The organism is Shewanella sp. CAL98-MNA-CIBAN-0140 (assembly GCF_040309905.1).
GTDB lineage: Bacteria > Pseudomonadota > Gammaproteobacteria > Enterobacterales > Shewanellaceae > Shewanella > Shewanella psychromarinicola.
In genome coordinates this window covers 1-25511 of record NZ_JBEOPI010000028.1, presented here as the reverse complement: position 1 = coordinate 25511, position 25511 = coordinate 1, and the positions used below count along the sequence as shown (strand labels likewise).

Here is a 25511-nt window from a genome sequence, read left to right as displayed (position 1 = left end):
TTACCACTATGATCAGTACATTCTTTATTCATCGACCTAAATTTGCTTTTGTTATTTCAATTGTATTAACGCTTGCAGGTTTATTATCTATTCCCGTTTTATCTGTCGCCGAATTCCCTGAAATTGCACCTCCACAGGTGAGTGTTACGACAAGTTACCGGGGCGCAAGTGCTGAAACAGTAAAATCTACCGTTGCTCAAGCAATCGAGTCATCAGTAAACGGTGTAGAGGATATGTTATACATGTCTTCAAGTAGTGCAAATGATGGTAGTTATTCACTTAGTATTACCTTTGCTGTAGGAACTGATGCTGATATGGCTCAGGTGAACGTGCAAAACCGTGTTACCTCAGTGATGGCAAAACTGCCTGCAGAAGTGCAACAATCAGGCGTGTCTGTAAAGAAAAAATCACCGAATATGTTATTAGTGGTTAATTTAAACTCACCTAATGAAACCTTCGACTCTCTGTTTTTAAGCAATTATGCCAATATCAATATTAAAGATTCTTTAGCCCGTCAGCCAGGCGTATCAGAAGTACAAATTATTGGTGCGATGGATTATGCAATGCGTATCTGGCTTGATCCGAATAAAATGTCTACCTTAAATGTCACCACAGAAGATGTGATTGCATCTATACGAGAACAAAATATTCAAGTCGCAGCAGGTCGTGTTGGTGCGTCCCCCTCCTCTAAAGATCAAAGTTTTCAATATACTTTGCAAACTAAAGGTCGCTTCCAAACTGCTGAAGAATTTTCAGAGATTATGATCCGTGCGAATCCTGACGGTTCGAAAGTTTATTTAAATGCAGTTGCTCGCATAGAATTAGGCTCAAGTAGCTACGATGCTGAAGGTAAGTTTAATAATAAACCCTCGGCCATTATTGCCGTATATCAATCTCCGGGGGCAAACGCGTTAGAGGTAGCAGAATCAATCAAAAAAGATCTTGAACGTTTATCTGTTAGCTTCCCAACGGATATTGAAAGTGTCATCGCTTATGATACGACCGAAGCCGTTAGCGCTTCTATTGGTGAAGTGATTGAAACATTATTAGTTGCGGTTGCGCTTGTTATTTTAATTGTATTCCTGTTTTTGCAAGATGTACGTTCAACTCTTATTCCCGCGATTGCAATTCCAGTTTCATTGATCGGTACCTTTGCCTTTATGCTTGCCATTGGCATGAGTATTAATACCATCTCACTGTTCGCTCTGGTGCTCGCAATTGGTATTGTGGTAGATGATGCAATCGTAGTGATAGAAAATGTAACGCGCTTAATGGAAGATGAAGGATTATCCCCCATAGATGCCACTGAAAAAGCAATGAAAGAGGTGACTGGGCCCATCATTGCGACAACATTAGTATTATTAGCTGTTTTTGCCCCAACAGCAGTAATGCCAGGTATTACAGGGCAAATGTATGCTCAATTCTCTATTACTATCTGTATTTCAGTGCTTATCTCGTCAGTCAATGCATTGACCTTAAGCCCTGCATTAGCGGCAACATTATTACGCAAACCCAAAAAACATACAAAAGGCTTTCATTTTCAGTTTAACAAGTTCTTTAATAAATTAACCGAACGCTATACTGCGATAGTCAGTCTATTAGTACGCCGATTATTACTCGTCGGCATCGGCTTTGTGATACTAATGGGTGCATTATTCGTACTTGCCGGTAATACGCCTTCAGGCTTTATCCCCATCGAAGATAAAAAATCATTTATGGTAGATATTCAGCTACCTGATGGTGCTTCACTTAACCGTACAGAAGATGTTATAGATGAATTAGTGACGATTGCGAGCGATGAGCCAGGTGTAGCTGATGTTATTCATGTGAGTGGTTTTAGTATTTTAACGGGCTCAGTTGCATCTAATGGTGGTTTGCTCATTATTACCCTTGAAGATTGGGATGAACGTAGTGATAAAAGCATGCATCAGAATCAAATCATCGCACGCTTACAAGGGAAATTTAATACATTACCTTCTGCAAAAGTAATGGCCTTTGCCCTGCCCTCTGTCCCTGGTTTAGGTGCTACCAGTGGGCTTTCATTTGTATTGCAAGATACGCAAGGAAGAACTCCAGAACAATTATCACAAGTGATGGGATCCTTTATATTAAATCTCAATAGTTTACCTGAAGTTGCCTTTTCATTTAGTAACTTTCGATCTAATGTGCCTCAGATGTATCTGGATATTAACCGTAAAAAGGCAAAAGATTTAGGCATCGAATTGAGCGTTATCTTTAATACCTTACAAACCCAACTGGGTGGCTATTATGTGAATGATTTTAATCGCTTTGGTAAAGTGTTTAGTGTCATGGTGCAAGCGGATAATGAGTTCAGAGACAGCGAAACAGATATTAATAGCTACTATGTGCGCACAAAAAACAATGAGATGGTGCCACTCAGCACGTTAGTTGAAATAACACCGATTCTTGGACCCGAATCCGTTAAACAGTACAATTTATTTAGCTCAACAGATATCAATATTTTCCCCACACAAGGATACAGTACCGGTGAAGCGATAGCGGCAGTCGAACGTGCTGTGAATACATTACCCTCTGGTTACAGTTATGAATGGACTGGACAAACGTTCCAAGAGCTACAAGCGGGAAATTTAGCGCCATATATTTTTGCTTTAGCTTTTGTATTTACGTATCTATTCCTAGTCGCACAATATGAGAGTTGGACCATTCCATTAGCGGTAATGCTTTCTGTTCCCCTCGCTATGTTAGGTGCTTTTATTTACCTTAACATTATGGGTTATGAGCTTAATTTGTATGCTCAAATCGGTTTAGTGTTATTAATTGGTCTCGCCAGTAAGAGTGCTATCTTGATAGTAGAGTTTGCTAAAGAATTACAAGAAGGTGGCAAGCCAACGCTGGAAGCCGCTGTTGAAGCGGGTCGTTTGCGTTTCCGTGCTGTACTGATGACTGGGCTATCTTTTGTATTAGGTGTTGTACCACTTGTTCTTGCAACAGGCGCAGGTGCTGAAAGCCGAAAATCATTAGGTTATGCTGTATTAGGGGGCATGGTTGCATCAGTAATACTCGCAACCATACTGGTACCTATCTTCTACGCGATGATGCAAAAGATGCGTGAATCATTTAAAGCGCCAAAAGATAAAACTGCACGGATAGAAGATGATAAATAAAAGTGCGATAAAAGCTGAGAGGCTGAATGCGGAGGATAAGTAGAATAAACGTCATTTTTCATTAGATCTGAAATATACTTTAGTTGATAATTTCAACTTTTTCTTCATATTTGTTTTGTATTTACTTAACTTTCATCTTAATGAAGCTACGAAAGTCAGACATTTCTCCCATGTACTCACCGGTTTCATAAAATGTGAGGTAAAGGGCAACTGCGGCCCACTGTTGGGCAAACCAGCTCTGAATATTGCTTTTGTTTATGATTAACTTATGTTTATTCAAATAGACTTGCCTGAGGAGGTGCTCTACTTACCGTAAGAATGATTTTGACAATTTCGTCATTTTTTTATTCAGATGACTTAGTCTCTTTGTTATCACTGCTGGATCTTCAATGCTTAATTATCTTAACCACACCGCCATATTGATGACAGGTTTCAATATCTATCCCATAGCAAATACATGCCACCCATTTTTTGAAGTAACAACATAACCCCTTTCTATTTGAGTTGCGATCACCTTGTATAATTTTCTCTACGAGCAATTCAACGGAACAATCATAGGTGGCTAAATTAAATCCTATTAGTTATACATATTAGTGTGCATGCCTATCTTTTCCCTCTGGTTTCAAGGCTGGAAATTTATGCGTTGCAAATACGGCATGACAACTAGCGCACGACTCATTCATTTCAGAAAAATAAAAATTTATTAGTTCTGGCTTTTTACTTTGTGCGGCATGTTCAAGCATTCCTGCTAAATAATGAAACCGCTGATCTTTTTCAATAAATTCAGGTGGCAATACTGAATGTAGTTCTTTTACTTGGCTTTCTGTTAGGCTTTGTTTCAATATATAACTATTCTTTATTTTCTGTGCCGTAGTTTCTATTTCGCTCCAGTTTCCAGAAATGTATGCAGGGATGATAGACATCATTCCACCCTGTAATGCTTTCATTTCTTCAGATAATAGTTTGCGCAAATCAGGAGAAAGCGCCTCCACACCAGAAGCCTTTTCGTGTTCTTCATGCTTATGTACATCTTCTGCATAACTCATTGTTGGTAATAGGATAGCCAAGAGTGCGATGCTAATAAAAGTTTTCATATAAGTCTCTGTTTAAGTTGATTGTATAGACACCTTAATAACAGGCTGGGTGGCTGAATTAGATCCCCTAAATCCCTCGCGACTTTCGTTTCGCTCGGGTCTCGGGGTTTTTCGCCGAATGAGTGTAATTGAGCTATTTAGTTCTATTGGCTTCAAAACGGCTATTTTTCAACAAAAGCTCTCTCAACAACGTAGTCTCCTTGCACTCCCTTTTTAGGACTTTCCTTAAAGCCTTTTTCATCAAGCATGGTACAAGTGTCTTCTAACATGGAAGGACTACCGCACAACATTATTCGATCAAATTCAGGGTCGAGCTCGGCTATCCCAATATCTGTATATAATTTCCCCGAATTAATTAAATCAGTAATTCGTCCTTGATTTTTATAGGGTTCACGAGTGACACACGGATAGTAGATGAGTTGTTCAGTTATCATCTCACCAAGATATTCATGATTAGGAAGATCTGTTGTTAATATGTCATGGTATGCCAATTCATTGGTATACCTTACGCCATGGAACAAAATAATTTTTTCAAAACGTTCATAGGTTTCAGGATCTTTAATAATACTTAAAAACGGGGCTAGCCCTGTACCAGTACCAATCAAGAGTAAATTTCTACCGTCTTTTAAATCATCAATAACCAGTGTTCCTGTTGGCTTACTACCAATAATAACTTCATCTCCAATAGCTAAATGTTGTAATTTTGATGTAAAAGCACCCCCCTCGACTTTAATACTGAAAAACTCTAAGTAATCTTCATGGTTTGCGCTAGCAAGACTATAGGCTCGCAGGATTGGTTTAGCCTCTTTCTGCGCTAAGCCAATGATGACATATTCCCCATTTCTAAATCGAAGGCCTTGACTACGCGTTGTCTTGAAAGAAAATAATGTATCGTTCCAATGAACGACATCTGTGACTTTTTCGGGGTTGAATTTTCTATTCATGTTTTTCCTGTACATTTTAATAATTAATTTACCTGTGGGATACAGGTATACATGGCAGATTGAAAGTACGAATGGCCCTCTGCCGCTGCGTAAAACCAAGCTCTTTGGGGATGACACAACTCTGTTGAAAAACACCGGCAGGGAAAAGATCTCATTTAACCGCAAAATGGTGCTTATTTGAATCCAGTATTACCCTAGAGAATGCTGTGGACTGCTGTTCAATAAAGCACCCAGCGTCTAAGTTGGTAGTCCTTCTTTTTTGACGTTTATTTCCCTATGGCGTACAAGGATTTTGGCGGCTATAGTGAAAAACGCCTTACCCACACGGCTTTTTTTTTACCTTATATAAGACCTTACGCTTTATTACCTAATATGGTTTAAAATACGGGCTAAGTAATATGACTAACATGATATCCATTTATCATTCCTAGTTATTTGTTATTTAAAGTTTGCTTTAGCTATACTTCTTGGCTAAGTGTAAAATCTTTTTGACCATGGCGCGTAAACCATTACCACGCTGCGCACTTAAGTGACTGAATAAATCAATTTCGGTGAAGAACGCTTCGATATCAACACCGGTAATATCCTGAGGTGTTCTTTTATTAAATACACTAAGAACAATAGCCGCTAATCCTTTAACAATTTGAGCTTCACTGTCGACAGCCATCAAAAGGATGTTATTTATTTCATCGTATTCGCATACTAGCCATACCTGACTTTGGCAACCGACGATAAAATTCTCATCGGTTCTAAACGCTACTGGCATGCTGGGAAGTTCCTTACCAAGGTCGATGATATAATGGTAACGTTCTTCCCAGTCATCAAAAAAATGTAGGGCCTCTTTGATGTCTTCAGATTTGATTTCACTACCAAAAGGGCTTTCTGGTAAACCGATAATAGACAGTGTGCTCATCAAAATAACCCCATTTCTAATTGCGCCTCTTCCGTCATCATTTCTCGACTCCAAGGCGGGTCAAGAACAAGGTCCACTAAGACAGTATTGACATTAGGCACTAGCCCAACTTTGTATTTGAGATCCTCGATCAATACCGGTCCCATGCCGCAGCCTGGCGCGGTTAACGTCATGGTAATCACTACGGTGTTGGCTTCTATCTTACAATGGTATATCAAACCCAAATCAACAATGCTTACAGGTATTTCTGGATCGTAAACAGCAGATAACGCCTTCCATACATTACTTTCAAGCACCGTTTGATTGCCTGACTTTTCATCTGAGAGTTCAAATTCTAAGACGATGGGTTTAAACCCAAGTGCATCGCCATCGGTACCATCGATGCGAGCCATATTGCCGTTAACCAAAACGGTATAGGCTCCTCCTAAAGATTGGGTCAGAGTGACAAAAGTATCTTTTTTTATTGTAATAGAGGTTCCGACTGGTACTAATCGTGCTGGACAGTCTCTATTCACTACAATTATCTTTTTTTCCATAATATTATTCAGTATTCGTCAATGTTTTTGAATGGATCATTAAACTGAAAAGCTTTCTCCACAACCGCACTCAGCTGAACTTTTTGGGTTGTTGAACTTAATGACTTTGTTCAATCCCTCCGTGACACAATCAATTTCAGTCCCGTTTACATAAGGTAAGGCTTCTTGGGTGACGTACAGTTTGAGCTTATCGTTGATAACAATAAACCCCTCTTCAGTAATGGGATTGTCAATAAAATCCAACACATATCTAAAACCATTGCAGCCACTTTTTTTCACTGAAAAACACAGACCAAAAGCGTTTTTATTAAGGATTTCTTTCTCCAGGTAACTACGAGCATTGTCACTTAAGGTAACACTGGTTTTATTTGGTTCAAATTTCATTACTGTCATAATAAGATTCCCTTGTTATCGTCATTATTTAGTTATAAGAAGGTTTTAACTTTAGTCAACGCTGCAAATAACATGGCCACTTCTTCTTCTGTGTTATAGAGAGAAAATGAAGCGCGTACCGTGCCTGAAATACCCAGCTCATTCATCAATGGCATAGTGCAATGATGTCCTGTTCGAACAGCTACGCCTTGTTGGTTGAGTAAAGTCCCCACATCACTTGGATGCGAATCCCCCATGAGAAAAGAGAAAATAGCCGTTTTATTTTCTGCCGTACCATAGAGGTGAATATCATCCATACTCTGTGCTAACGCTAAGCAATAATTCATTAATCGCTTTTCGTGTAACATGGCCCCGACTCGATCAATGCTATTAAGGTAATCTATTGCCGCTGCAAGTCCGACAGCCCCCGCTATATTTGGTGTACCCGCTTCAAATTTATAGGGCAACTCATTCCATGTAGCCTGTTCAAAAGTCACCGATTTAATCATCTCGCCCCCCATTTGAAATGGGGGGAGTTGTTCAAGACGATCCTCTTTCCCGTACAATACGCCTATACCCGTTGGACCAAATAACTTATGCCCTGAGAAGGCATAAAAATCGCAATCGAGTTGCTGCACATCGACAGGACAATGAGCAACGGCTTGGGCACCGTCTATCACAGTAATCGCATTGACTTGCTTAGCAAACCTCACGATTTCTTTTACCTGATTAATCGTGCCGAGTGCGTTGGAAACATGCGTCATGGCAACAATGGCGGTTTTTTTGTTAAGTAATTTTTTAAAAGTTGAAAAAATTAGCTCGCCTTTCTCATTAATTGGCACAACCATTAGTTTTGCACCGCTTCGTAGTGCCGCTATTTGCCAAGGTACAATGTTGGCATGGTGCTCCATTGCTGAAATAAGAATTTCATCACCCGGCTTCAAATGACTTTGTGCTAATCCACTTGCGATCATGTTAATCGCTTCGGTGGTCCCTTTTGTCCAAATTATTTCGTGACTGTGCTTGGCATTAATAAAGCCTTGTACGCTACTGCGTGCTTTCTCGAAAAGCTCAGTGGCATCATCGCTCAAGGTATGGGCACCTCGATGTACATTCGCGTTGCTATTACTATAAAATTGATTTGTAGCATCAATAACAATTTGTGGTTTTTGAGTTGTAGCGGCATTATCCAAATAAATTAACGGTCGACCTTTAATACTCTTATTTAATAAAGGAAAATCCTGACGGATCTTTACAATATCAAAGGTGTTATCTTCCACAACTGCCGATAAAGGAGACATTGGTTATTTCCCCCCGGGGTACTGTAATGATAAAAATAAGCTAGAAAAACGTTGTGTAATAAACGCTTGTACACTCGTTTCTGGAACCTTATCGACTATCTCAGCAATAAAGGCTAGGCTCAACAGTCGTTTCGCTTCGCTCCTTGAAATGCCTCTAGATTGTAAATAAAACAGCGCATCACTATCAATTTGACCTACCGTGGCACCATGTGAACATCTCACATCATCAGCATAGATCTCTAATTCAGGTTTAGTATTAATCGTTGCAAAATCTGACAGTAATAAATTTTTATTGCTTAGCTTGGCTACCGTTTTTTGAGCGTCTGGATGAATATGAATACGGCCATTGAACACGGCATTGGCTTCGTTATCGGCTAAACCTCGAAATATCTCGTTGCTGGTACAATTTGGTGCCATATGTTCCATGCAAGTATGGTTATCAATAGTTTGTTGGTTGCGACCGTAAAAACTGCCTCGAATATCCGCACTAGCATACTCCCCTACTAAAGCCACGGTAAGATCATTACGCTTTAGTTTAGAGGCTAGGCTAATTTGATACTGTTGATAAAGGCTATTACGACCTTGTTTAACGCGCTGACTACATAGACTAGTCACGCTCTCATCAAGTTGGATCCGGCTATGAGTAATATCTGCGTTGTCATTAACAAAGCATTCAATCACAGTATTAACCATTCCTGTATGTGTGACAGGGGTGTCCTCATGCTCGATTATTGTCGCTTTACTGCCCGTTTCAGCAATAATCAATACCCGCATCATATGCGTTTTTGGCTGTTCGCCTATCAATAAATTTACAATATAAAAAGACTTATCAACAAGGCAATGCTCAGGAATATGTATAAGCAAACCGTCTTCAAGTTGCTCGCTGTTTAGGCTTGAAAAATAGTCATGGTAATGGCTATGACTACTGTCTAGGTGATCAACAATGATTTGCTGCTGAGCTGTGCTAGCCTCGGAGAATAAAACACTATATGGGTTGCTATCATGTTGCGATAACTCACCCACGAATACTCCATTAACAAACACTAACCGATACGCATCAAAATCACTTATCAAAGACTGTGAAAGTACGTTATTGATCTCATGGGTATCTCTGATGTCATTGATACTTTTTGGATCGAACTCCCCTGTACTGTGTATGTCTGTTGGGTCACTCGCTAACAGTTGTTCAAGCTTCAGATATTTCCAATCTTCGGTTTTCTGCGTCGGGATTTGTAGATAGGTTAAGCGCTCGCTTGCCGCTGCACGGATGGGTTGTAACCAGGCATTTTTCTGGTGAATTGGAATGTTGGAAACACCCGTTGCTATTTGTGTTTGATTATTCATTGTTAAACCTCAATTGGATTAACGGGTTGCTCAGTTCCATTCTCTAACCAACCGTAGCCCTTTTGTTCTAATTCCAACGCCAACTCACTTCCGCCAGATTTAACGATCTGTCCCTCGGACAATACATGGACAAAGTCAGGCTGAACGTAATCTAATAATCGTTGGTAGTGAGTGATCACAATAAAGGAGCGATCGGGACTGCGTAAGGTATTGATACCATCAGCTACCACTTTGAGTGCATCGATATCTAAGCCTGAGTCGGTCTCATCAAGTATGCATAGCGTAGGCTCTAACATTAGCATCTGCATAATTTCATTGCGTTTTTTCTCTCCACCCGAAAAACCTTCATTGACTCCACGCTTAAGAAAAACAGTACTTAGGTCAACGAGCTTGCATTTTTCACGCGCCAGCTTCATAAACTCAACCGCACTTAGCAGTGGCTTGTTTTGATGTGTATAGAGGCATTCAAGGGATGTTTTTAAAAATTCGAGATTGCTGACTCCTGGGATTTCAACCGGATATTGAAAAGCAAGAAAAATACCTTCGCGGGCACGCTCTTCAGGCTTAAGTGCTAATAAATCTTTGCCTTCAAGCATCGCTGTTCCATCTGTCACTTCATAGCCATCACGACCTACTAGGACATTGGATAATGTACTCTTTCCGCTGCCATTAGGCCCCATAATTGCATGGACTTCACCCGGTTTAATCTCGATATTTAATCCTTTAAGGATCTCTTTGCCATCAACTTTGGCTTTTAAATTTATAATTTTTAGCATCTGTAACCTTTATCTATTTAAGTAACGTCTTTATTAACGTGATACAACGCCTGTTGTCAGGGTTGACCTACCTAGCGCGTTATCCAACCGAGCCTTCTAGGCTAACCTCTAACAGTTTTCCGGCTTCAACAGCAAACTCCATTGGCAGCTCTTTGAAAACGGATTTACAGAAGCCATTAACAATCATTGATACTGCTTTTTCAGGGTCGATACCGCGTTGCTGACACAGAAATAACTGATCGTCACTGACTTTTGAAGTCGTTGCTTCATGTTCAACTATCGCACTGGGATTTTTGCTGACAATATAAGGGAATGTATGAGCTGCACATTTATCACCAATTAACAGTGAATCACATTGGGTGAAATTACGTGCGCCATCTGCTTTGGGCGACATATGGACTAATCCACGATATGAGTTTGAGCCTTTGCCCGCTGAAATACCCTTTGAGATAATGGTGCTGCGAGTATTACGACCAAGATGGATCATCTTGGTTCCCGTATCAGCTTGTTGCGCGTGACGAGTTAAGGCAACGGAATAAAATTCACCGACACTATTATCACCCAGTAATATCACACTGGGGTACTTCCATGTAATGGCTGAACCCGTTTCTACCTGAGTCCAAGATATTTTCGCATCTGTGTGGCAGACACCCCGTTTGGTCACAAAATTATAGATCCCGCCTTTACCGTTTACATCGCCTGGATACCAGTTCTGAACGGTTGAATATTTGATTTGTGCGCCTTTTAACGCAACTAACTCAACGACGGCGCCATGAAGTTGGTTTTCATCTCGCGATGGGGCAGTACAGCCTTCAAGATAGCTAACATAGCTGCCCTCATCAGCAATAATTAAGGTACGCTCAAACTGGCCGGTATTCATTTCATTGATCCGAAAATAGGTCGACAACTCCATCGGACATCTAACTCCTTTTGGAATATAAACAAACGAGCCGTCACTAAATACTGCACAGTTTAATGCCGAATAAAAGTTATCGCTAATGGGCACAACAGAGCCCAAATATTTTTTAATTAATTCAGGATGTTCGATAATAGCTTCTGAAAGTGAACAGAAAATAACCCCAGATTCAGCCAGCTTTTCTTTAAAGGTGGTAATAATAGACACACTATCAAACACGATATCAACGGCAACACCAGCCAGTGCCGCTTGCTCATGCAATGGGATACCTAATTTTTCATAGGTACGCAACAATTCAGGGTCGACCTCATCCAAGCTTTTTGGTGCATCGTCTTGACTTTTCGGACTTGAATAGTAAGAAATAGCGTCGAAGTCAATTTCAGGATAATTGACCTGCGCCCATTCTGGGCGTTCCATCTTTAGCCATTGTTGATAGGCATTTAACCGCCATTCCAACATAAATGCGGGTTCATTTTTTTTGGCCGATATTTTCCTAATGACATTTTCATCTAATCCAGGATCAAACGTTTGCATTTCAATATCGGTTATAAAACCTGCGTCGTAACCGGAATTAATACGATCATCAATAACACTGCTATCGCTCATAGTGATCCACTCTCTTTTTATAGGTTTGCCAAGTAAATAGTGCCGAGTCACATACCAGATACCAGATACTAAACATCTTCATTTGGCACGGATCTTTCGCTAGCGGTCACATAGCCACTTTTATGTTCTAGATTGTATTCAAAGAGACTCTAGCACCATTAAGAATACTAAATTAGTAATGTTATTAATTTATATGACACGCAGTAACAATACAATACCAAATTAGTATTTATTATGCCTTTTTTGAAGATAAGGAACCCTACTTGATAGCATTACAATGAGAAGCGGTTTGATATATAGAGTAGAAGTAATGAGGTTTTTTTTGACTTTATGTTAGACAAGAATTTCCTGGCCCGTTAAATTTACTGAGCGAGGTATGGCATAAAAAATAATATCATTGGCGTAGACTATATATTATGATTATCACTGATTAAGACTATTATTTTCTTGCGGGAGTCTTTTATGATAAGAATTAGCCGCATGGCCGATTATGCGTTGTTGGTGGTATTCAAAATGTGTGGTCGCGAGGAGTTAATCACTCTAGATAACTTGTGCGAGTTAACTGCTTTGCCTCTGCCGACCTTGCGTAAATTGATGCGAGCGCTTACCCATAGCAAATTAGTGGAATCTGTTAGGGGGCCTCACGGTGGTTATAAACTTAGTAGTCAACCCGATCAAATATCAATTGCAGAAGTCATTGAAGCTATCGATGGACCGATTGCATTAACGGAATGTGTTAAGTTAGATGGCGGTGATTGTGAAATCGTAGACACATGTGGATTGAAAGGAAATTGGAATATCGTTAATCGTTTAATTTCAAATGCTTTGCATAACGTAAAACTTGATGCAATGGGAAAAGCGCCAATGGATGTCAAACGTCTGAAGTCAGCACTCATAACGATATCAGAGTGAACGCCCCCCAAAAAACTAGCAACGCTAGCCGATAGATAGCGCTTCGCTAGGACGTTACATCACCTGCCTGAGTGCCTAGCTGATCTCGCAAATGATTAGATAGGCAAACAGGATTAGGAATAAACGGTATTGCCTTGCTATTAAATTACACATAAACGAGGCATCATTACTGATGCTATTGAGACATTCATTAAAATATCAGCTTTTAGTGAATGAAGTAAATGCGTGTTTACTTCAATTAGTGCTGATTTCTAGGGGATGGCTGCAAAACCCCTATCAGGATAACTGAGCCAATTATCATCAAGACATTTATTTTCGTTTTGCAATCAATAGCGCCGCCAAAATCAATAGTGATCCGATGGCAAGCCTGACAAGTTCTTCTGGTGTTCCTCCCTTAGCTTCACCAAAAATAAACAAGGAGGCAAACATAGCCAGTGGCACTACCGCATTGTTAAAGACGCCTAATACTCCGACACTTGTTTGGGTTGCGCCTTTATTCCAAAGGAAGAAACCAAGCCCTGATGCTATGACTCCCATATACACTAAAACGAACCACTGCGTTGGTGTTGCGCTTAAAGGAATGGGTGGCTGCTGAGAAATCACCAGCGTAACAATGGTGGTAAAAGCGGCTGCACCTATAAACAAAAAGCCAAATACAGAGCTGTCGCTAATATGTGGTCTATCTAGCTTCCAATCTCGATAATAAATTTGCCCAAAAGCAAAAGCGATATTGGCTATTTGCATAAGGCCAAATCCTAACCAAATTTCGCTTGAGTCTATATCGCCTATTTTTATAATTGCGGCGCCAAAAATTGAAAGCATAGTGGCCAATAAATACCATGGGGTAAAACACCGCTGTCGAAGATCGTTGATAATAACGATATAAAGTGGTGTAAAAACGCTAAATAGCGCAACCAGATGGGATGGTATAAAACGAAAAGCGGAAAGATAGCAGGTGTACATTACCCCGTATTGAAGTGCGCCAAGCAGTATGAGCTGCCATTTTTCCTGCCCGTTTGTGTTGCGTCGTTTTATAAAGGGAAGAAAAACAATAAGCGCCAGTAATAGGCGCGTATCTGCTATTTGAAGTGGGTCAATACCTTTGAGCGTGTTGCCAATAAGACCAAAGGAAAAAGCCCAAATCAAGGTAGTGATCACTAGATAAACCATTAAAATCTCTAATATTTAATGTCAATTGATTCAATAGCTATTTGTAATAGTTAACTATCTACACGATTTGTATTTATTATATGTTGTCTATTATTCAAGTGCTACAGAGTAACGATCTGCCCCCAGTCAAAAAGTGGGGCCGATATAGATTACTTGAGACAAGGTTACCAGTTGTAAGCCGCACTAATAGTGTATTGTTCCCCTCGCCCAGGAGTTCCAGGTACCTCTTCAAATGATTCCCCCCAAAGATTGTCTGCTGCAAGCATGATATCCAGACCGTTAAACTGCGAAGGAGACATTTTTAACGTGAGGTGGGTGAATAAAGCATCATCGTCACCGTTTCGTAGAATATTTTCTTCTTGTTTACGCCACTCGTTATCAACACGGACTTCCACTATGTCGGTAGGTCGCCAAATAACACCTAAGGTTACTCGATGATCAGGGTAGTTCAATGCATAAAAGCTAGCATCAATATCCGTAGCACCATAATTTTCCGATTTATCAAGGAAGGTATAGCTGGTAATTATTTCTGCATTATCTAAACGTTTTACCGCAAGTAACTCTACACCTAGCGTATTTATATCGACCGGATTTGCTGAACGAGCAGAGGTTGAACTCAAGCTATAGGTCCAATCGGCTAAATCATCATCTTGTCGATAAAAAATAGCCGAATCAAGGCGCCAGGTTTCTCGGTCTAATGCCAGCCCTAATTCAATATTTTTAGTGGTTTCTCGCTCAAGATCATAGTTACTTCTAAATAGCCCACCGCTGTCACTCCCACCTATAGCGGTATAACCTGCCACTTGACTGGCTTCTGCATAAGAGAGATAAAGTGTTTGCGAGGTATCGTCAGCATTTATTGTATTCCAGGTTACATCACCAATAAGGGAGGCTTGTGAATCGTCCCGGTTAGTATCATCAAAAGCAGCGCCGAGACGAAAAGTTAACTGTTGATCATCTTGTAGAGACATTCGGTATTCAGGTAATACACTGAGTTTGTAATACTCACGCGAAGTAAAGTTATTTTCAAGCGTGGTTGATTCAATACTGTCTGTTATAAACTGGCTTGAGTAATTGAGGGCAAACGATGCTGTTTGTGCATGGCGCCCTGAAAGTGCTATTGATGTAACATCGGTTTCATGAAAGGCTTGAAATACATCAGGATTTTCGCGCGAAAAAACGTAATGGTCGGTGTTACGACGATTGTAAGCGGACATTTCAAATGTGCTGTCTCGTGAATAATGCTGTTTATGATTAAGCAATAATAGTCGCGTTTTGAGGTCTTCAGTTTCATTAACATTAAATGGCGTGTACATATTTGGCCAGCCAAAGAATTTTTCTTGAGAACCAAAAAATAGATCTGTCTGTGATGATGACCCAACTAACTGAATACGACCAGAGGCGCGTTGAAAATCATGGTCGCCATTCTCTATCGTACCGTCACTTTCAGAGCGAGAATATTCACCTTCAAAACCGATAGTCCAATCGGTAGAGTCAGCGAGTGCCATACTCACACCGCTGTGAACCCGTTGAAGAGTAAAGTTGTTATTACCTGCGCCAATAGAAGCACTACCTGCCGTATTTATGAGTGTCCAGTCGCGGGAAACTGTGCCTACCGAGCTGTTAACACCGAAAAGCGCATTATCTGCGCCAGTAAGTACCTTAGCGTTAGATAACATTTCCTGAGCAATCGGAATTTCGGCAAAGTAATGTCCCGTTTGCGGATCCAATAACGTCGCGCTGCCGACCCTAAAGCCAGTATTTTCGAAAATACCACCCCGAATCGTCACATCAGCTTGAGCTTCTGCCATATTGCGCGACTGTAGATCAACGCGCGGATCATATTCTAGATTTGAAACTGGCGAACCAAAAGTGCCTACAGGTTTAGTATTAGCCGTGGTTGAGCCCTGAACCGTAATTTTCTCAATATCTGTACTTACATCATTAGCATCGTCGGCTGCCGATGAAACAGACGATAGGCTAAATAACAAAGCGGACAAAGCAATTTGTACAACTCGAATCATGTTAATGTTCTCTATTTACACTGTTTGAACTATCTGTAAAAACGCTTATTTTCACTTCCCCTGCCCCCAATCATATGACCAAGTAACAGAAAAAGTCATTGCTCATCTTTGTGCTACACAGCAATGGGGTTAACGAATTGGAACAACCAAACGAAATATCGTAAGATAGGTTTCAGTTGAAAGCGATTGATCGATACGTTAATCGATACGTTAATCAATAGTGTATCTTAGCGGGTAAAATATTACACATGATAACTATTCTCAACTGATAATAATTTATCACTGAACACATAACAAACAGATCAATAACGGTCTACTTGCTATTACAGTAATCAATAGAATAACTCATAAAACTGAATTCATTTTTTATAAAGACCTAATATGAAAATACAACCAGATAATAAGATTGCTTACAACGAGCGAGAAATAATTTATTTTGCCGGCGGTTGTCTTTGGGGCGTGCAGGAATTTATGACGTACTTGCCAGGCATTTTTGCAACACAGGCAGGTCGAGCCAATGGCTTAACCGATACCACCCAGAGCAATTATGATGGCTATGCAGAGTGTGTAAAAGTGACCTTCTGCCCAAGCACAGTTAATGTTAATGAGCTTATCGGTTACTTTTTTGAAATTATTGATCCTTACAGCATCAATAAGCAAGGCGAGGATGTGGGAAAAAAATACCGCAGCGGAATATACAGTAAACACGCTAGTCACCTCGAGACTGCTATTGAGTATATTAGTCACCGTGACGATGCAGATAAGATTGTCGTTGAAATTTTGCCGTTGCTCAACTATGTAAAAAGCGATGAAGAACACCAACAAAGATTAACTCGGTTTCCAAATGATTATTGTCATATTCCTAAGAAGATATTACATAAATACAAGTAGGGTGAACATTGGCTTCAGAAACGATAACAAGCGAACGCGGCGCTCACGGATAAAGCGGTCTAGCTCCTAAGCCCCTTCGCTTGATATCGCTCTTACGTTTGATATCGCTCTTACGTTTGATATCGCTCTTACGTTTGATATCGCTCTTACGTTTGATATCGCTCGTCACCTAGCATCTAAGCTTTTCTTTTATAGAATCTAGCCGCGTAGCGTTCTAGCAGCGAAGCGCTCTAGGTTTTAGGAATAGTGATATTAACAAAGGCGTCAGCATGCTAAATATCTGGAGTCGTTTCATTCCCTCGGGCATACTTTACTTTAATTAACGTTAATTCGACGAGAAACACTATGACGCAAGACAATAAAAACACTAGCGACCAGATTAATCGTCGTAGTAAAAACATTACCGAAGGACCGACACGCGCGCCAAATCGTTCGATGTATTACGCTATGGGTTACCAAGCCGAAGACTTCAATAAACCCATGGTTGGTGTCGCCAACGGACACAGCACTATCACTCCGTGCAACAGTGGCCTGCAAAAGTTAGCCGATGCCGCAATCGCAGGTATTGAAGAAGCGGGTGGTAACGCCCAAGTTTTTGGCACCCCGACCATTTCAGATGGTATGGCCATGGGCACCGAGGGCATGAAGTATTCATTGATCAGCCGCGAAGTGATCTCTGACTGTATTGAAACCTGCGTACAGGGTCAGTGGATGGACGGCGTAATAGTTATTGGTGGTTGTGATAAAAATATGCCTGGCGGCCTAATGGGTATGCTGCGTGCCAACGTGCCTTCTATCTATGTGTATGGCGGCACCGTACTACCCGGGCATTATAAGGGTAAAGCACTCAATATCGTCAGTGTTTTCGAAGCCGTGGGTGAACATGCCGCGGGGAAAATGAGCGACGAGGACTTATTGCAAATTGAGCGCCGGGCCGTTCCAAGCACAGGTAGCTGCGGTGGTATGTACACCGCGAATACCATGTCGAGCTCATTTGAAGCCTTAGGTATTTCTCTGCCTTATTCATCAACTATGGCTAATCCCCATGACGAGAAAGTGGATTCCGCCAAAGAGTCTGCCAAGGTACTGATTGAAGCAATAAGGCAAAATATCAAACCGCGCGATATTGTTACCCGTAAATCGATTGAAAACGCGGTGGCGGTCATCATGGCCACGGGTGGCTCGACTAATGCCGTGCTGCACTTTTTAGCTATCGCCCATGCGGCTGAAGTGGAATGGACGATTGACGACTTTGAGCGAGTGCGCCAAAAGACACCCGTACTGTGCAACCTCAAACCTAGTGGAGAATACTTGGCTGTGGATCTGCACCAAGCCGGTGGGATCCCGCAGGTCATGAAAATATTATTGTCCGCAGGCCTACTGCATGGCGACTGTTTAACCATCACCGGTCAGAACATTGCAGAAGTACTGAAAGACGTGCCCGATGTGCCACGTGCCGATCAGGATGTGATCCGTCCGCTCAGCAACCCAATGTACCAGCAGGGCCACCTGGCCATTCTTAAGGGTAATTTGTCACCCGAAGGCTGTGTGGCCAAAATCACCGGCCTAAAAAATCCGGTAATGACTGGCCCTGCCCGGGTGTTCAACGATGAACAAACCGCTCTGGCTGCCATATTGGCGGGAAAAATAAACGCGGGTGACGTTATGGTATTGCGCTACCTAGGACCTAAAGGTGGCCCCGGGATGCCAGAAATGCTTGCACCTACAGGTGCATTAGTTGGTGCAGGTTTAGGTGAAAGCGTTGGCTTAATCACCGACGGTCGCTTTTCCGGTGGTACCTGGGGGATGGTAGTCGGACATGTGGCACCTGAAGCGGCCGCAGGGGGGAATATCGCGTTCATTCATGAAAACGACTCCATCACGATTGATGCTAAACAGTTGCTACTGCAACTGAACATCAGCGATGAGGAACTTTTTGAGCGTAAAAAAAGCTGGCAAGCGCCAATGCCACGTTACAACCGAGGAGTGCAAGCAAAGTTTGCTTTTAACGCTTCTAGCGCCAGTAAAGGTGCCGTACTCGATGACTTTTAAGCATGACGTTCTTTAGTGCATCATAAAGCCCTATGCAGCATTTTCTGCTTGGGCTTTTTTACAATCTTTTACATCGATCCTAAGACAACAATATGGCTGGAAATATCAGCCGCCGAAATAAGACATCGCCACTTTTTTGTTTGTTAGGGTTTCTTCTGTACCAAGTTCAAAATAGCGGATTCGTTAGTAGATTAACCTCATCCCTGAGGTCACAGATTAGTCATTTCAACACAGTGCTAGGCTTCGGGCTAAACACCCGACGCGCAAGCCGAGAAACGATGGTCTTCGTTGTTATAAGTTGTTGATTAAGCGTCACTAGATTTTCAACTTATTGCATCGAATCGCATCATTTATCGCCTTACTAATGCTTATATATTGTCTTTAATGAATACTTTTTATAACCCTTGATCCTTGGCCATTTGCATCGCGATTTGTGGTGCATTCCAAAGAGAAGGCAGCAATATGATCGATACAGGGACCGCGGTGATAATAATGAAGGATTGCAGCGCAGATATCCCCCCAGAACCAAGGGAAATCAAAATTAATGCTGTGACCCCCATCATGACACCCCAAAATATACGGATCATTGCATTGGGTTCTGTTTCACCACTGATGACGACACTGATGGTATAAGTCATCGAATCACCGGTGGTGACGATAAAAATAGTCGTCAATACTAAGAATAAAATCGAGATCACCGTCGGAAAAGGCAATTGTGATGTTACTGCCAGTAATGCACCGGGCAAGTTAAAACCTTCAAACGCGCCACTCACGCTGCCAGGATTGGCAATTTCAAATGCCAAGCCAGAGCCACCAACAACCGTAAACCAAAAACAGGTTACCAAGGGCGCAATAATGCTAGTCGTCGAGATGAGTTGGCGAAGACTTCTGCCACGAGAAATTCGCGCAATAAAAATTGCCATCATTGGGCTATAACCAACGAACCATCCCCAAAAGAAGACGGTCCATCCGCTTAACCAACTTTCATCACCTCTAAATGTCGCCATCGGAATGAAGTTATTAAGCAGACTACCCACCCCTTGGATATAACCATTAATAATAAAGTTTGTTGGACCAAAAATGAGAATATAAAGCATTAAAGCAGAGGCGAGGATCACATTATAACGACTCAATGTTTGCATGCCTCGATTCAAACCACTTAACGCCGATAAGGTATATAAGGCAATGGCAAACAAGATAATGATTAATTGTGTCGTAAAACCATCAGGAATATCAAACAGCGCATTTAATGCGTAACTAACCTGTAACCCAAGGAAACCAATAGGACCGATGGTGCCAGCGGCAACACCGATAATGCAGCAGGCATCAATCAATGCACCAGTATGGCCTTTCAGCGCTCGCTCACCAAGAACAGGATAAAGAAGGATCCTTGGTTTTAGCGGTAAACCTTTATCATAATGTAGATGCATCACCACAATAGCCGTTAAGCTACCGACGATAGCCCACGCGAGGAAGCCCCAATGCATAAAGGATTGCGATAATGCATTAACAGCAACTTGCTGAATATCTCCTGATGCGCCATACAAAGGCGGAGGACTAACAAAATGGGCTATAGGCTCAGCAGCAGCCCAAAAAACACCACCACCGGCAAGTAGCGTACAAAATATAATAGCCATCCAACGAAAGGTACCCATTTCAGGTTTAGCAATCCCACCTAAAATAACATTCCCAGTACGACCTGCAGCTAACGCTAGACTAATTAAAAAGGTAAGTAATAATAATACTTGCCAATAAGGGCCGAACACATTTACCGACCACGAAAAACCAGTATTGACCAAACTGGCTAACAGTTCACTGTCGAATAAAGCCAGTAAAACAAACAAGCAGATAAATCCACCACTATACCAAAAGGCTGGATTGCTTAAGGCCAATTTTTCCGCTGTAGAGCTCTTCTCTACTGAGCGGGGGGCCGAACGAGGATCGCATACATTACTGCTAGTTGCAGCTAACGAAGTCGTTATATCAGCCACTTTAAAGCTGTCCGTTAAATCAGTCATCTCTGACTCCAAAAGTTTTTTGCTACTAAAAGATTTTTGCCACTACTAGTACCTAGTACCAAAAAAAACGACAGAGACTATCAGCCTATATTTTTAAAATCAACCCTAACTAGGTTGTGAGCTTTCTTCGGAAGATCTTTTTCCTCGCTAGTTTAGGGTCAGCTAAAGCGATTTAAATTGTATCTTACGATTTTATCAAGGCAGAACATTGGCTTACTGCAACTCGTACCTTGCTAAGTACTCAATGAAAAGATAAACAGTGAAATGATTAAATGAAATTAACTTACAGTTCAGTTAGCTAAGTCCAACTTGAGCAGAAGATTTAATCGCGGCAATCTCAATTAAGCATAATAAATATGCCGTTTGAGCACTTTTTATTCTGCTGGTTATCAACTTTAGTGGGTGATTATTTATAGAATAAATTTTTCAGCGCTGTAAACCTTGCAGCCCATTCTTCTAGTCACTATCTCAATATGAGCTCGGCGATTATATGCGTCTTGCCATTGTTACTAAGCTCACTTTGTAGTGGCTAAGTAATACTCGCCGCTTTTTTAGACTCATGGTTGTAAATTGATTGAGATAGAAACTAGTCCCATTCATTACAGATGTCAGTTTATGGCAAATTGATATGAGGATATTGTTAATGGCTAGTTACTCTACATTGCTTTGGGGCTTTAATGAGTGAGATAAATATCCTAAGTTAATGAGTAACTTAATTGATCTTAATCTCAGTACCATTCGTAAGGATGGTATTGATAATAAAAATAACCCTTTAACAAGGTCAGTAAACTTTTAACATATTCATAGTGCCAGCATTCAGGCAATAACGGCGACGCTTATAGTTGCAGGTTTTGTTTTTGTGCCGGCGTCTGATGCTGACCACCATGGTATGAAATGCCATTGTTGATATAGCCGCTGACAATGATTGTTTAACAATGTTGTCGTAGCAGGCAAAGCGGGTTAACTTGTCGATACGCTATGAAATGTGGATGATAACGTGGTATTAAAAGACGAGGTAAAGGTATATATTTTGTAAGTGATTTATCTTTTGGACAAAACACCTTTACAAGCGCCCTTTTAAATTCGATGGTATTTCCATGTTCAAAGTCAGATGTTGGATCACCTCATTATTTAAAGGGTAAACCGTAAACAATGGAACTAGAAGCATTAGACCAGAGCCTTTTATTTGACTTTACACTATATTCAGTCAGTCTAAATATTAAATAAAAAAATTATTTTTAGGGAACAACACCATGTACATGATAGTTAAACATACCCATTTGACCATAATTGCGCTTACGTTTATCTTTTTCATCATTAACTTTGTGTTGACGATGAAAGGGTCTGACAAGGTTAATAATAAACTACTGAAGATTGGCCCACATATTTTATATACTCTGTTTATCTTCACCTTTATCTATCTGGTTGCCGTTAATCCACTTAAATTGTACCCCTTCGTAAATGGGTGGGCATCATCTAAATTAGGTGGTTTCGTACTCTATGTACTGTCTATTACCTTTGCGCTTAAGTGGGCTAAGTCAAATTTGTGGCGTATTGTGGGCTTAATTAGTGCAATATTTTGGTTCGTCATGAGTGCACGACTTGGTTTTGCCGATCATCTTAAAGTCAAAGGTATAAGCGAAGATACTAATGCTTATATTGAGTTAGGACAGTCCATGTTAACAGCGATTTGCTAGGCTATTTCAATTGAAGTGGTTAAGTAATGTTAACCACGGTTTGATAAAATAAGCACTGACTCGCTCGATCTTTATGTCATTCGATAGCTTTTTGTCACTGGCAAAAGATAGTCATTCACGCTGAGGCAAAAGCGCTCTAGGGAAGATGAATGGTTGATAGTCCTAGAGAGCAGTAAATCTATGAATAACTTCTTGATAAGTGTAAATTACTCTGCAAATTCCAAAAATGATTTTGCATAAATAGCCTTATCGTACCATTCTGGTTTTTCAGAGCAGAAAATTTTGTCTTGGGGGGCTATATCAGGGTTAGCATCTAAGCACCCTGCAGGCACAACTAAAGCTTTACCTGAACCAGAAAGGTCAGGTACTCCACATCCACACTCAGTACAAAACGCTTTCGATATAGAACGACCAGCAACATCAAAACGTTTAACTAATTCGAAACCACTCAACCATGTAATATTATCAGGTTGTGTGAATAAATTTGAAGCATGAGCACTGCCGGTTGTCTTTTGGCATTGTCTACAATAACAAAAGTGAAATTTATCGAAATTATTATTCATTTCGAAAGTAACTTTCCCGCATAAGCAACTACCTGTAATTTTTGACATTAGACTCCCTCCGTAACTGATTGCATTTAATACTTCAATACGGGATGTGAGTTTTTGCGTCACAGCCCATCTTGTTAGGTGCATATAATTGATGTGTTATATGACTATTTGATATTAGCTTTCATCTTTAACAAACTTTTGGGTTAACATTTTGCCTTTACCCCCTTCTGCATTGGACCATAACATTGTTATCTGACCCGCTTATCGTTATATCTACATCCACTTTCAAGACCATCAGCAAATGATGACTCTCTGCTCATTAACAAGAGTGCATAGGCACAAATATCAATAGCAAAAATGATAGCGAGTTCAAAAATTTGAGGACCAATCCATTTCATCGGTTGTTCACGTTTCCAACTGTATTGGCGTCTACCCGCACATGAAAACGGGGCTAACGACGCAGTGCAGCAGTGGCAACTTCCCATATACAGGGGAAGGTATCTCTTCTAAGCACAATTGTTGGTATAGGTCGGGTCATCACTCATTACCGCAAAATACACTTAACAAAATACGAGTGTTTAAATCATTGCCACAGATCTTAGATGGTCCTGTTTACGCAATATGCGCGCCCGATAGGGACCAAACGGACGCAATTGGTCTGGTCGCCGCGGTCGAGCTTCCATGTCAGCTGCCTGTTTGCGCCATTGCGCCACCGCGATCAGGATTTATCGTCAGCTTCCACATCGGCCTCGCGTTCAGCCTCGGCCTTTTCGGCGGCCCAAGCACCTGCTGCCTCCACCGCCACAAATGACGCGGTGGGCAGTACACCAAGATAGCTTTCGGTTTCGTCCACTGGGGTGACCGCGCGCTGCGTCATGCGGTAAAGCGCATAAAACGCGATAGCACAGAAGGTCGCGCCAAGCACCAGCCAGAATCCGTAGGGGCCAAGCCCTTGCATCGCCAAGCCAGTAACCAGTGGGCCTAAGATCGCGCCCAGTCCGAAGGTGAAAACTAACCCCCCGGAGGCCGCTGGCATATCTTCGGTCGAAAGAGAATCGTTAGCGTGGGCCAGTAACAAGGCATAGAGCGGCATTGCCACACCGCCAGCGAAGAAGGCGGACACCATCAAGGGCCACAGACCGCCGCTAGTGAGCCAACCCAATGCGCAAGATGCCGCGCCGAGAGAGGCTGCTCCGAAAATCAACTTACGCCGATCCATCTGGTCCGAAAGCCAGCCGATGGGATATTGCAATACCAAAGCCCCGGAGAACAGCATCGCGATGAACAGCGCTATCTGTGTCGCCGTGAGCCCTATCTGAGTGCCGAAAACCGCGCCCATACCCGTTTGCGTCGCGAAGGCGCTGCCAAGCAAAAATATCCCGACGGTGCCGAGCGGCGAGCCGGTGTAAAGGTCACGCAAAGGCATAGGACGGACAACTTCGACAACTGGGACCGGGGTGGCGGAAAGCAGGATTGGCGCAAAGGAGATCGAAACGAGAATCGAGGCACACATAAACAGCACTGAGGTCCCGGCATCGCCTAACGTCAGCAGGCCCTGTGCGCCGATGATACCCAGCGTCTGCGCGATCATATAAGCCGACAGCACCTTGCCGCGCGTCTCATTGGTGGCAGCGTTGTTCAGCCAACTCTCGGCAGTGACATAGATACCCGACATGCAAATGCCCAAGAGCAGTCGCAGCACAGTCCAAGCCCAAGGTTCGGTCAGCAACGGAAAGGCGATCAGCCCCGCCGACATAAAGCTGCCAAGCGCCGCGAAGACGCGCACATGCCCTACCCGTTTGATCATCAGCGGAGATAAGCGCGCGCCCAACAGAAAACCCATAAAATAGCCCGATGTAACGATGGCCAGTTCAGCAGTCGAAAAACCCTCAATCCCGCCGCGCAGGCCGATAAGGGTGAAATGCATGCCGTTGCCGAGCATGATGAACACAATGCAGAGTAAAAGGGGCCAGACCCTGAACAACACTTTAATCATGAAACCTCCTTTCGCGCCCTGTTGATTTTTTGTGCAGCCTGCGGCTTTGCCGCGTCCAACTGCATGCGTTTGTTATTTGAGCCGATAATTGCCATTGAAAGTTCAAATCCAGATGGTTTTGTGCGCAGCTGTGAAGATAAAGCTTGATTAGCCATTGAAAAGGAATGCCTTTGTCGCCCCCTGTGTCAGGATTGTTGTCACCCCTTAAAATCATCCAATAATTAAATAGAGGGGGCGGTCAATGAGAGCTCA

The 25511-nt window shown here is 41.8% G+C and carries 20 protein-coding genes; 5 read left to right on the top strand and 15 right to left on the bottom strand.

The window, feature by feature from the left end:
• Positions 1-8: 8 nt before the first annotated feature.
• The gene (locus tag AAEY93_RS14640; RefSeq protein ID WP_351077869.1) at positions 9-3146 is read left to right on the top strand and encodes an efflux RND transporter permease subunit; all 3138 of its coding nucleotides are present in this window, start codon (positions 9-11) and stop codon (positions 3144-3146) included.
• A 590-nt stretch (positions 3147-3736) separates the two neighbouring features.
• On the opposite strand, the gene AAEY93_RS14635 is transcribed toward AAEY93_RS14640, so the two are convergent.
• The 9 genes from AAEY93_RS14635 to sufB form a co-directional block, all read right to left on the bottom strand.
• Positions 3737-4240, bottom strand: coding sequence for a cytochrome c (locus AAEY93_RS14635; protein WP_101031476.1), 504 nt, complete (start codon positions 4238-4240; stop codon positions 3737-3739).
• A gap of 161 nt (positions 4241-4401) precedes the next feature.
• On the bottom strand, positions 4402-5184 hold the full coding sequence (locus tag AAEY93_RS14630) for a ferredoxin--NADP reductase (protein ID WP_101031478.1): 783 nt from the start codon (positions 5182-5184) through the stop codon (positions 4402-4404).
• 454 nt (positions 5185-5638) lie between these two features.
• Entirely contained in the window at positions 5639-6097 is a 459-nt protein-coding gene (locus tag AAEY93_RS14625; protein WP_101031480.1) for a SufE family protein, read from the bottom strand.
• Positions 6097-6633, bottom strand: a complete 537-nt coding sequence (gene sufT / locus AAEY93_RS14620) for a putative Fe-S cluster assembly protein SufT (protein ID WP_101031482.1) — start codon at positions 6631-6633, stop codon at positions 6097-6099. The genes AAEY93_RS14625 and sufT overlap by 1 nt, the downstream gene beginning before the upstream one ends.
• Before the next feature lie 39 nt (positions 6634-6672).
• Complete coding sequence (locus AAEY93_RS14615; RefSeq protein WP_124013719.1) at positions 6673-7026, bottom strand: HesB/IscA family protein; 354 nt, start codon at positions 7024-7026, stop codon at positions 6673-6675.
• A 32-nt stretch (positions 7027-7058) separates the two neighbouring features.
• Complete coding sequence (locus AAEY93_RS14610; protein ID WP_124013720.1) at positions 7059-8306, bottom strand: aminotransferase class V-fold PLP-dependent enzyme; 1248 nt, start codon at positions 8304-8306, stop codon at positions 7059-7061.
• A gap of 3 nt (positions 8307-8309) precedes the next feature.
• The gene (gene sufD, locus AAEY93_RS14605) at positions 8310-9650 is read right to left on the bottom strand and encodes a Fe-S cluster assembly protein SufD (RefSeq protein WP_124013721.1); all 1341 of its coding nucleotides are present in this window, start codon (positions 9648-9650) and stop codon (positions 8310-8312) included.
• Between the two features lie 2 nt (positions 9651-9652).
• Entirely contained in the window at positions 9653-10426 is a 774-nt protein-coding gene (gene sufC / locus AAEY93_RS14600) for a Fe-S cluster assembly ATPase SufC (protein WP_124013722.1), read from the bottom strand.
• A gap of 79 nt (positions 10427-10505) precedes the next feature.
• Positions 10506-11948: a Fe-S cluster assembly protein SufB gene (gene sufB / locus AAEY93_RS14595; RefSeq protein ID WP_101031492.1), complete on the bottom strand. Its 1443-nt coding sequence runs from the start codon at positions 11946-11948 to the stop codon at positions 10506-10508.
• Between the two features lie 462 nt (positions 11949-12410).
• Here sufB and AAEY93_RS14590 point away from each other — a divergent pair, with 462 nt between their 5' ends.
• A complete protein-coding gene (locus tag AAEY93_RS14590) occupies positions 12411-12860 on the top strand; it encodes an SUF system Fe-S cluster assembly regulator (protein ID WP_101031494.1) in 450 nt (149 codons plus the stop codon).
• 309 nt (positions 12861-13169) lie between these two features.
• Here AAEY93_RS14590 and AAEY93_RS14585 read toward each other — a convergent pair whose 3' ends face one another.
• Positions 13170-14018 carry an EamA family transporter gene (locus tag AAEY93_RS14585; protein ID WP_233768518.1) on the bottom strand — a complete coding sequence of 283 codons (849 nt, stop codon included), beginning with the start codon at positions 14016-14018 and terminating at the stop codon, positions 13170-13172.
• Between the two features lie 176 nt (positions 14019-14194).
• Complete coding sequence (locus tag AAEY93_RS14580) at positions 14195-16054, bottom strand: TonB-dependent receptor plug domain-containing protein (RefSeq protein WP_351077856.1); 1860 nt, start codon at positions 16052-16054, stop codon at positions 14195-14197.
• Positions 16055-16435: 381 nt separating this feature from the next.
• Here AAEY93_RS14580 and AAEY93_RS14575 point away from each other — a divergent pair, with 381 nt between their 5' ends.
• Both AAEY93_RS14575 and ilvD read left to right on the top strand, forming a co-directional pair.
• Positions 16436-16945, top strand: a complete 510-nt coding sequence (locus AAEY93_RS14575; protein ID WP_351077853.1) for a peptide-methionine (S)-S-oxide reductase — start codon at positions 16436-16438, stop codon at positions 16943-16945.
• A gap of 345 nt (positions 16946-17290) precedes the next feature.
• Entirely contained in the window at positions 17291-18997 is a 1707-nt protein-coding gene (ilvD, locus tag AAEY93_RS14570) for a dihydroxy-acid dehydratase (RefSeq protein ID WP_351077850.1), read from the top strand.
• A 395-nt stretch (positions 18998-19392) separates the two neighbouring features.
• Here ilvD and AAEY93_RS14565 read toward each other — a convergent pair whose 3' ends face one another.
• Positions 19393-21015, bottom strand: a complete 1623-nt coding sequence (locus AAEY93_RS14565) for a BCCT family transporter (protein ID WP_351077847.1) — start codon at positions 21013-21015, stop codon at positions 19393-19395.
• Between the two features lie 1253 nt (positions 21016-22268).
• Between AAEY93_RS14565 and AAEY93_RS14560 the strand changes: the two genes are divergently transcribed.
• Positions 22269-22712, top strand: coding sequence for a SirB2 family protein (locus AAEY93_RS14560; RefSeq protein ID WP_101031506.1), 444 nt, complete (start codon positions 22269-22271; stop codon positions 22710-22712).
• Positions 22713-22918: 206 nt separating this feature from the next.
• Here AAEY93_RS14560 and AAEY93_RS14555 read toward each other — a convergent pair whose 3' ends face one another.
• The 3 genes from AAEY93_RS14555 to AAEY93_RS14545 form a co-directional block, all read right to left on the bottom strand.
• The gene (locus AAEY93_RS14555; RefSeq protein WP_124013727.1) at positions 22919-23323 is read right to left on the bottom strand and encodes a GFA family protein; all 405 of its coding nucleotides are present in this window, start codon (positions 23321-23323) and stop codon (positions 22919-22921) included.
• Between the two features lie 658 nt (positions 23324-23981).
• Positions 23982-25259, bottom strand: a complete 1278-nt coding sequence (locus AAEY93_RS14550; protein ID WP_351077842.1) for an MFS transporter — start codon at positions 25257-25259, stop codon at positions 23982-23984.
• Positions 25256-25414: a hypothetical protein gene (locus AAEY93_RS14545; RefSeq protein ID WP_164839479.1), complete on the bottom strand. Its 159-nt coding sequence runs from the start codon at positions 25412-25414 to the stop codon at positions 25256-25258. Before AAEY93_RS14545 ends, AAEY93_RS14550 begins: the two co-directional genes overlap by 4 nt.
• Positions 25415-25511 lie beyond the last annotated feature (97 nt).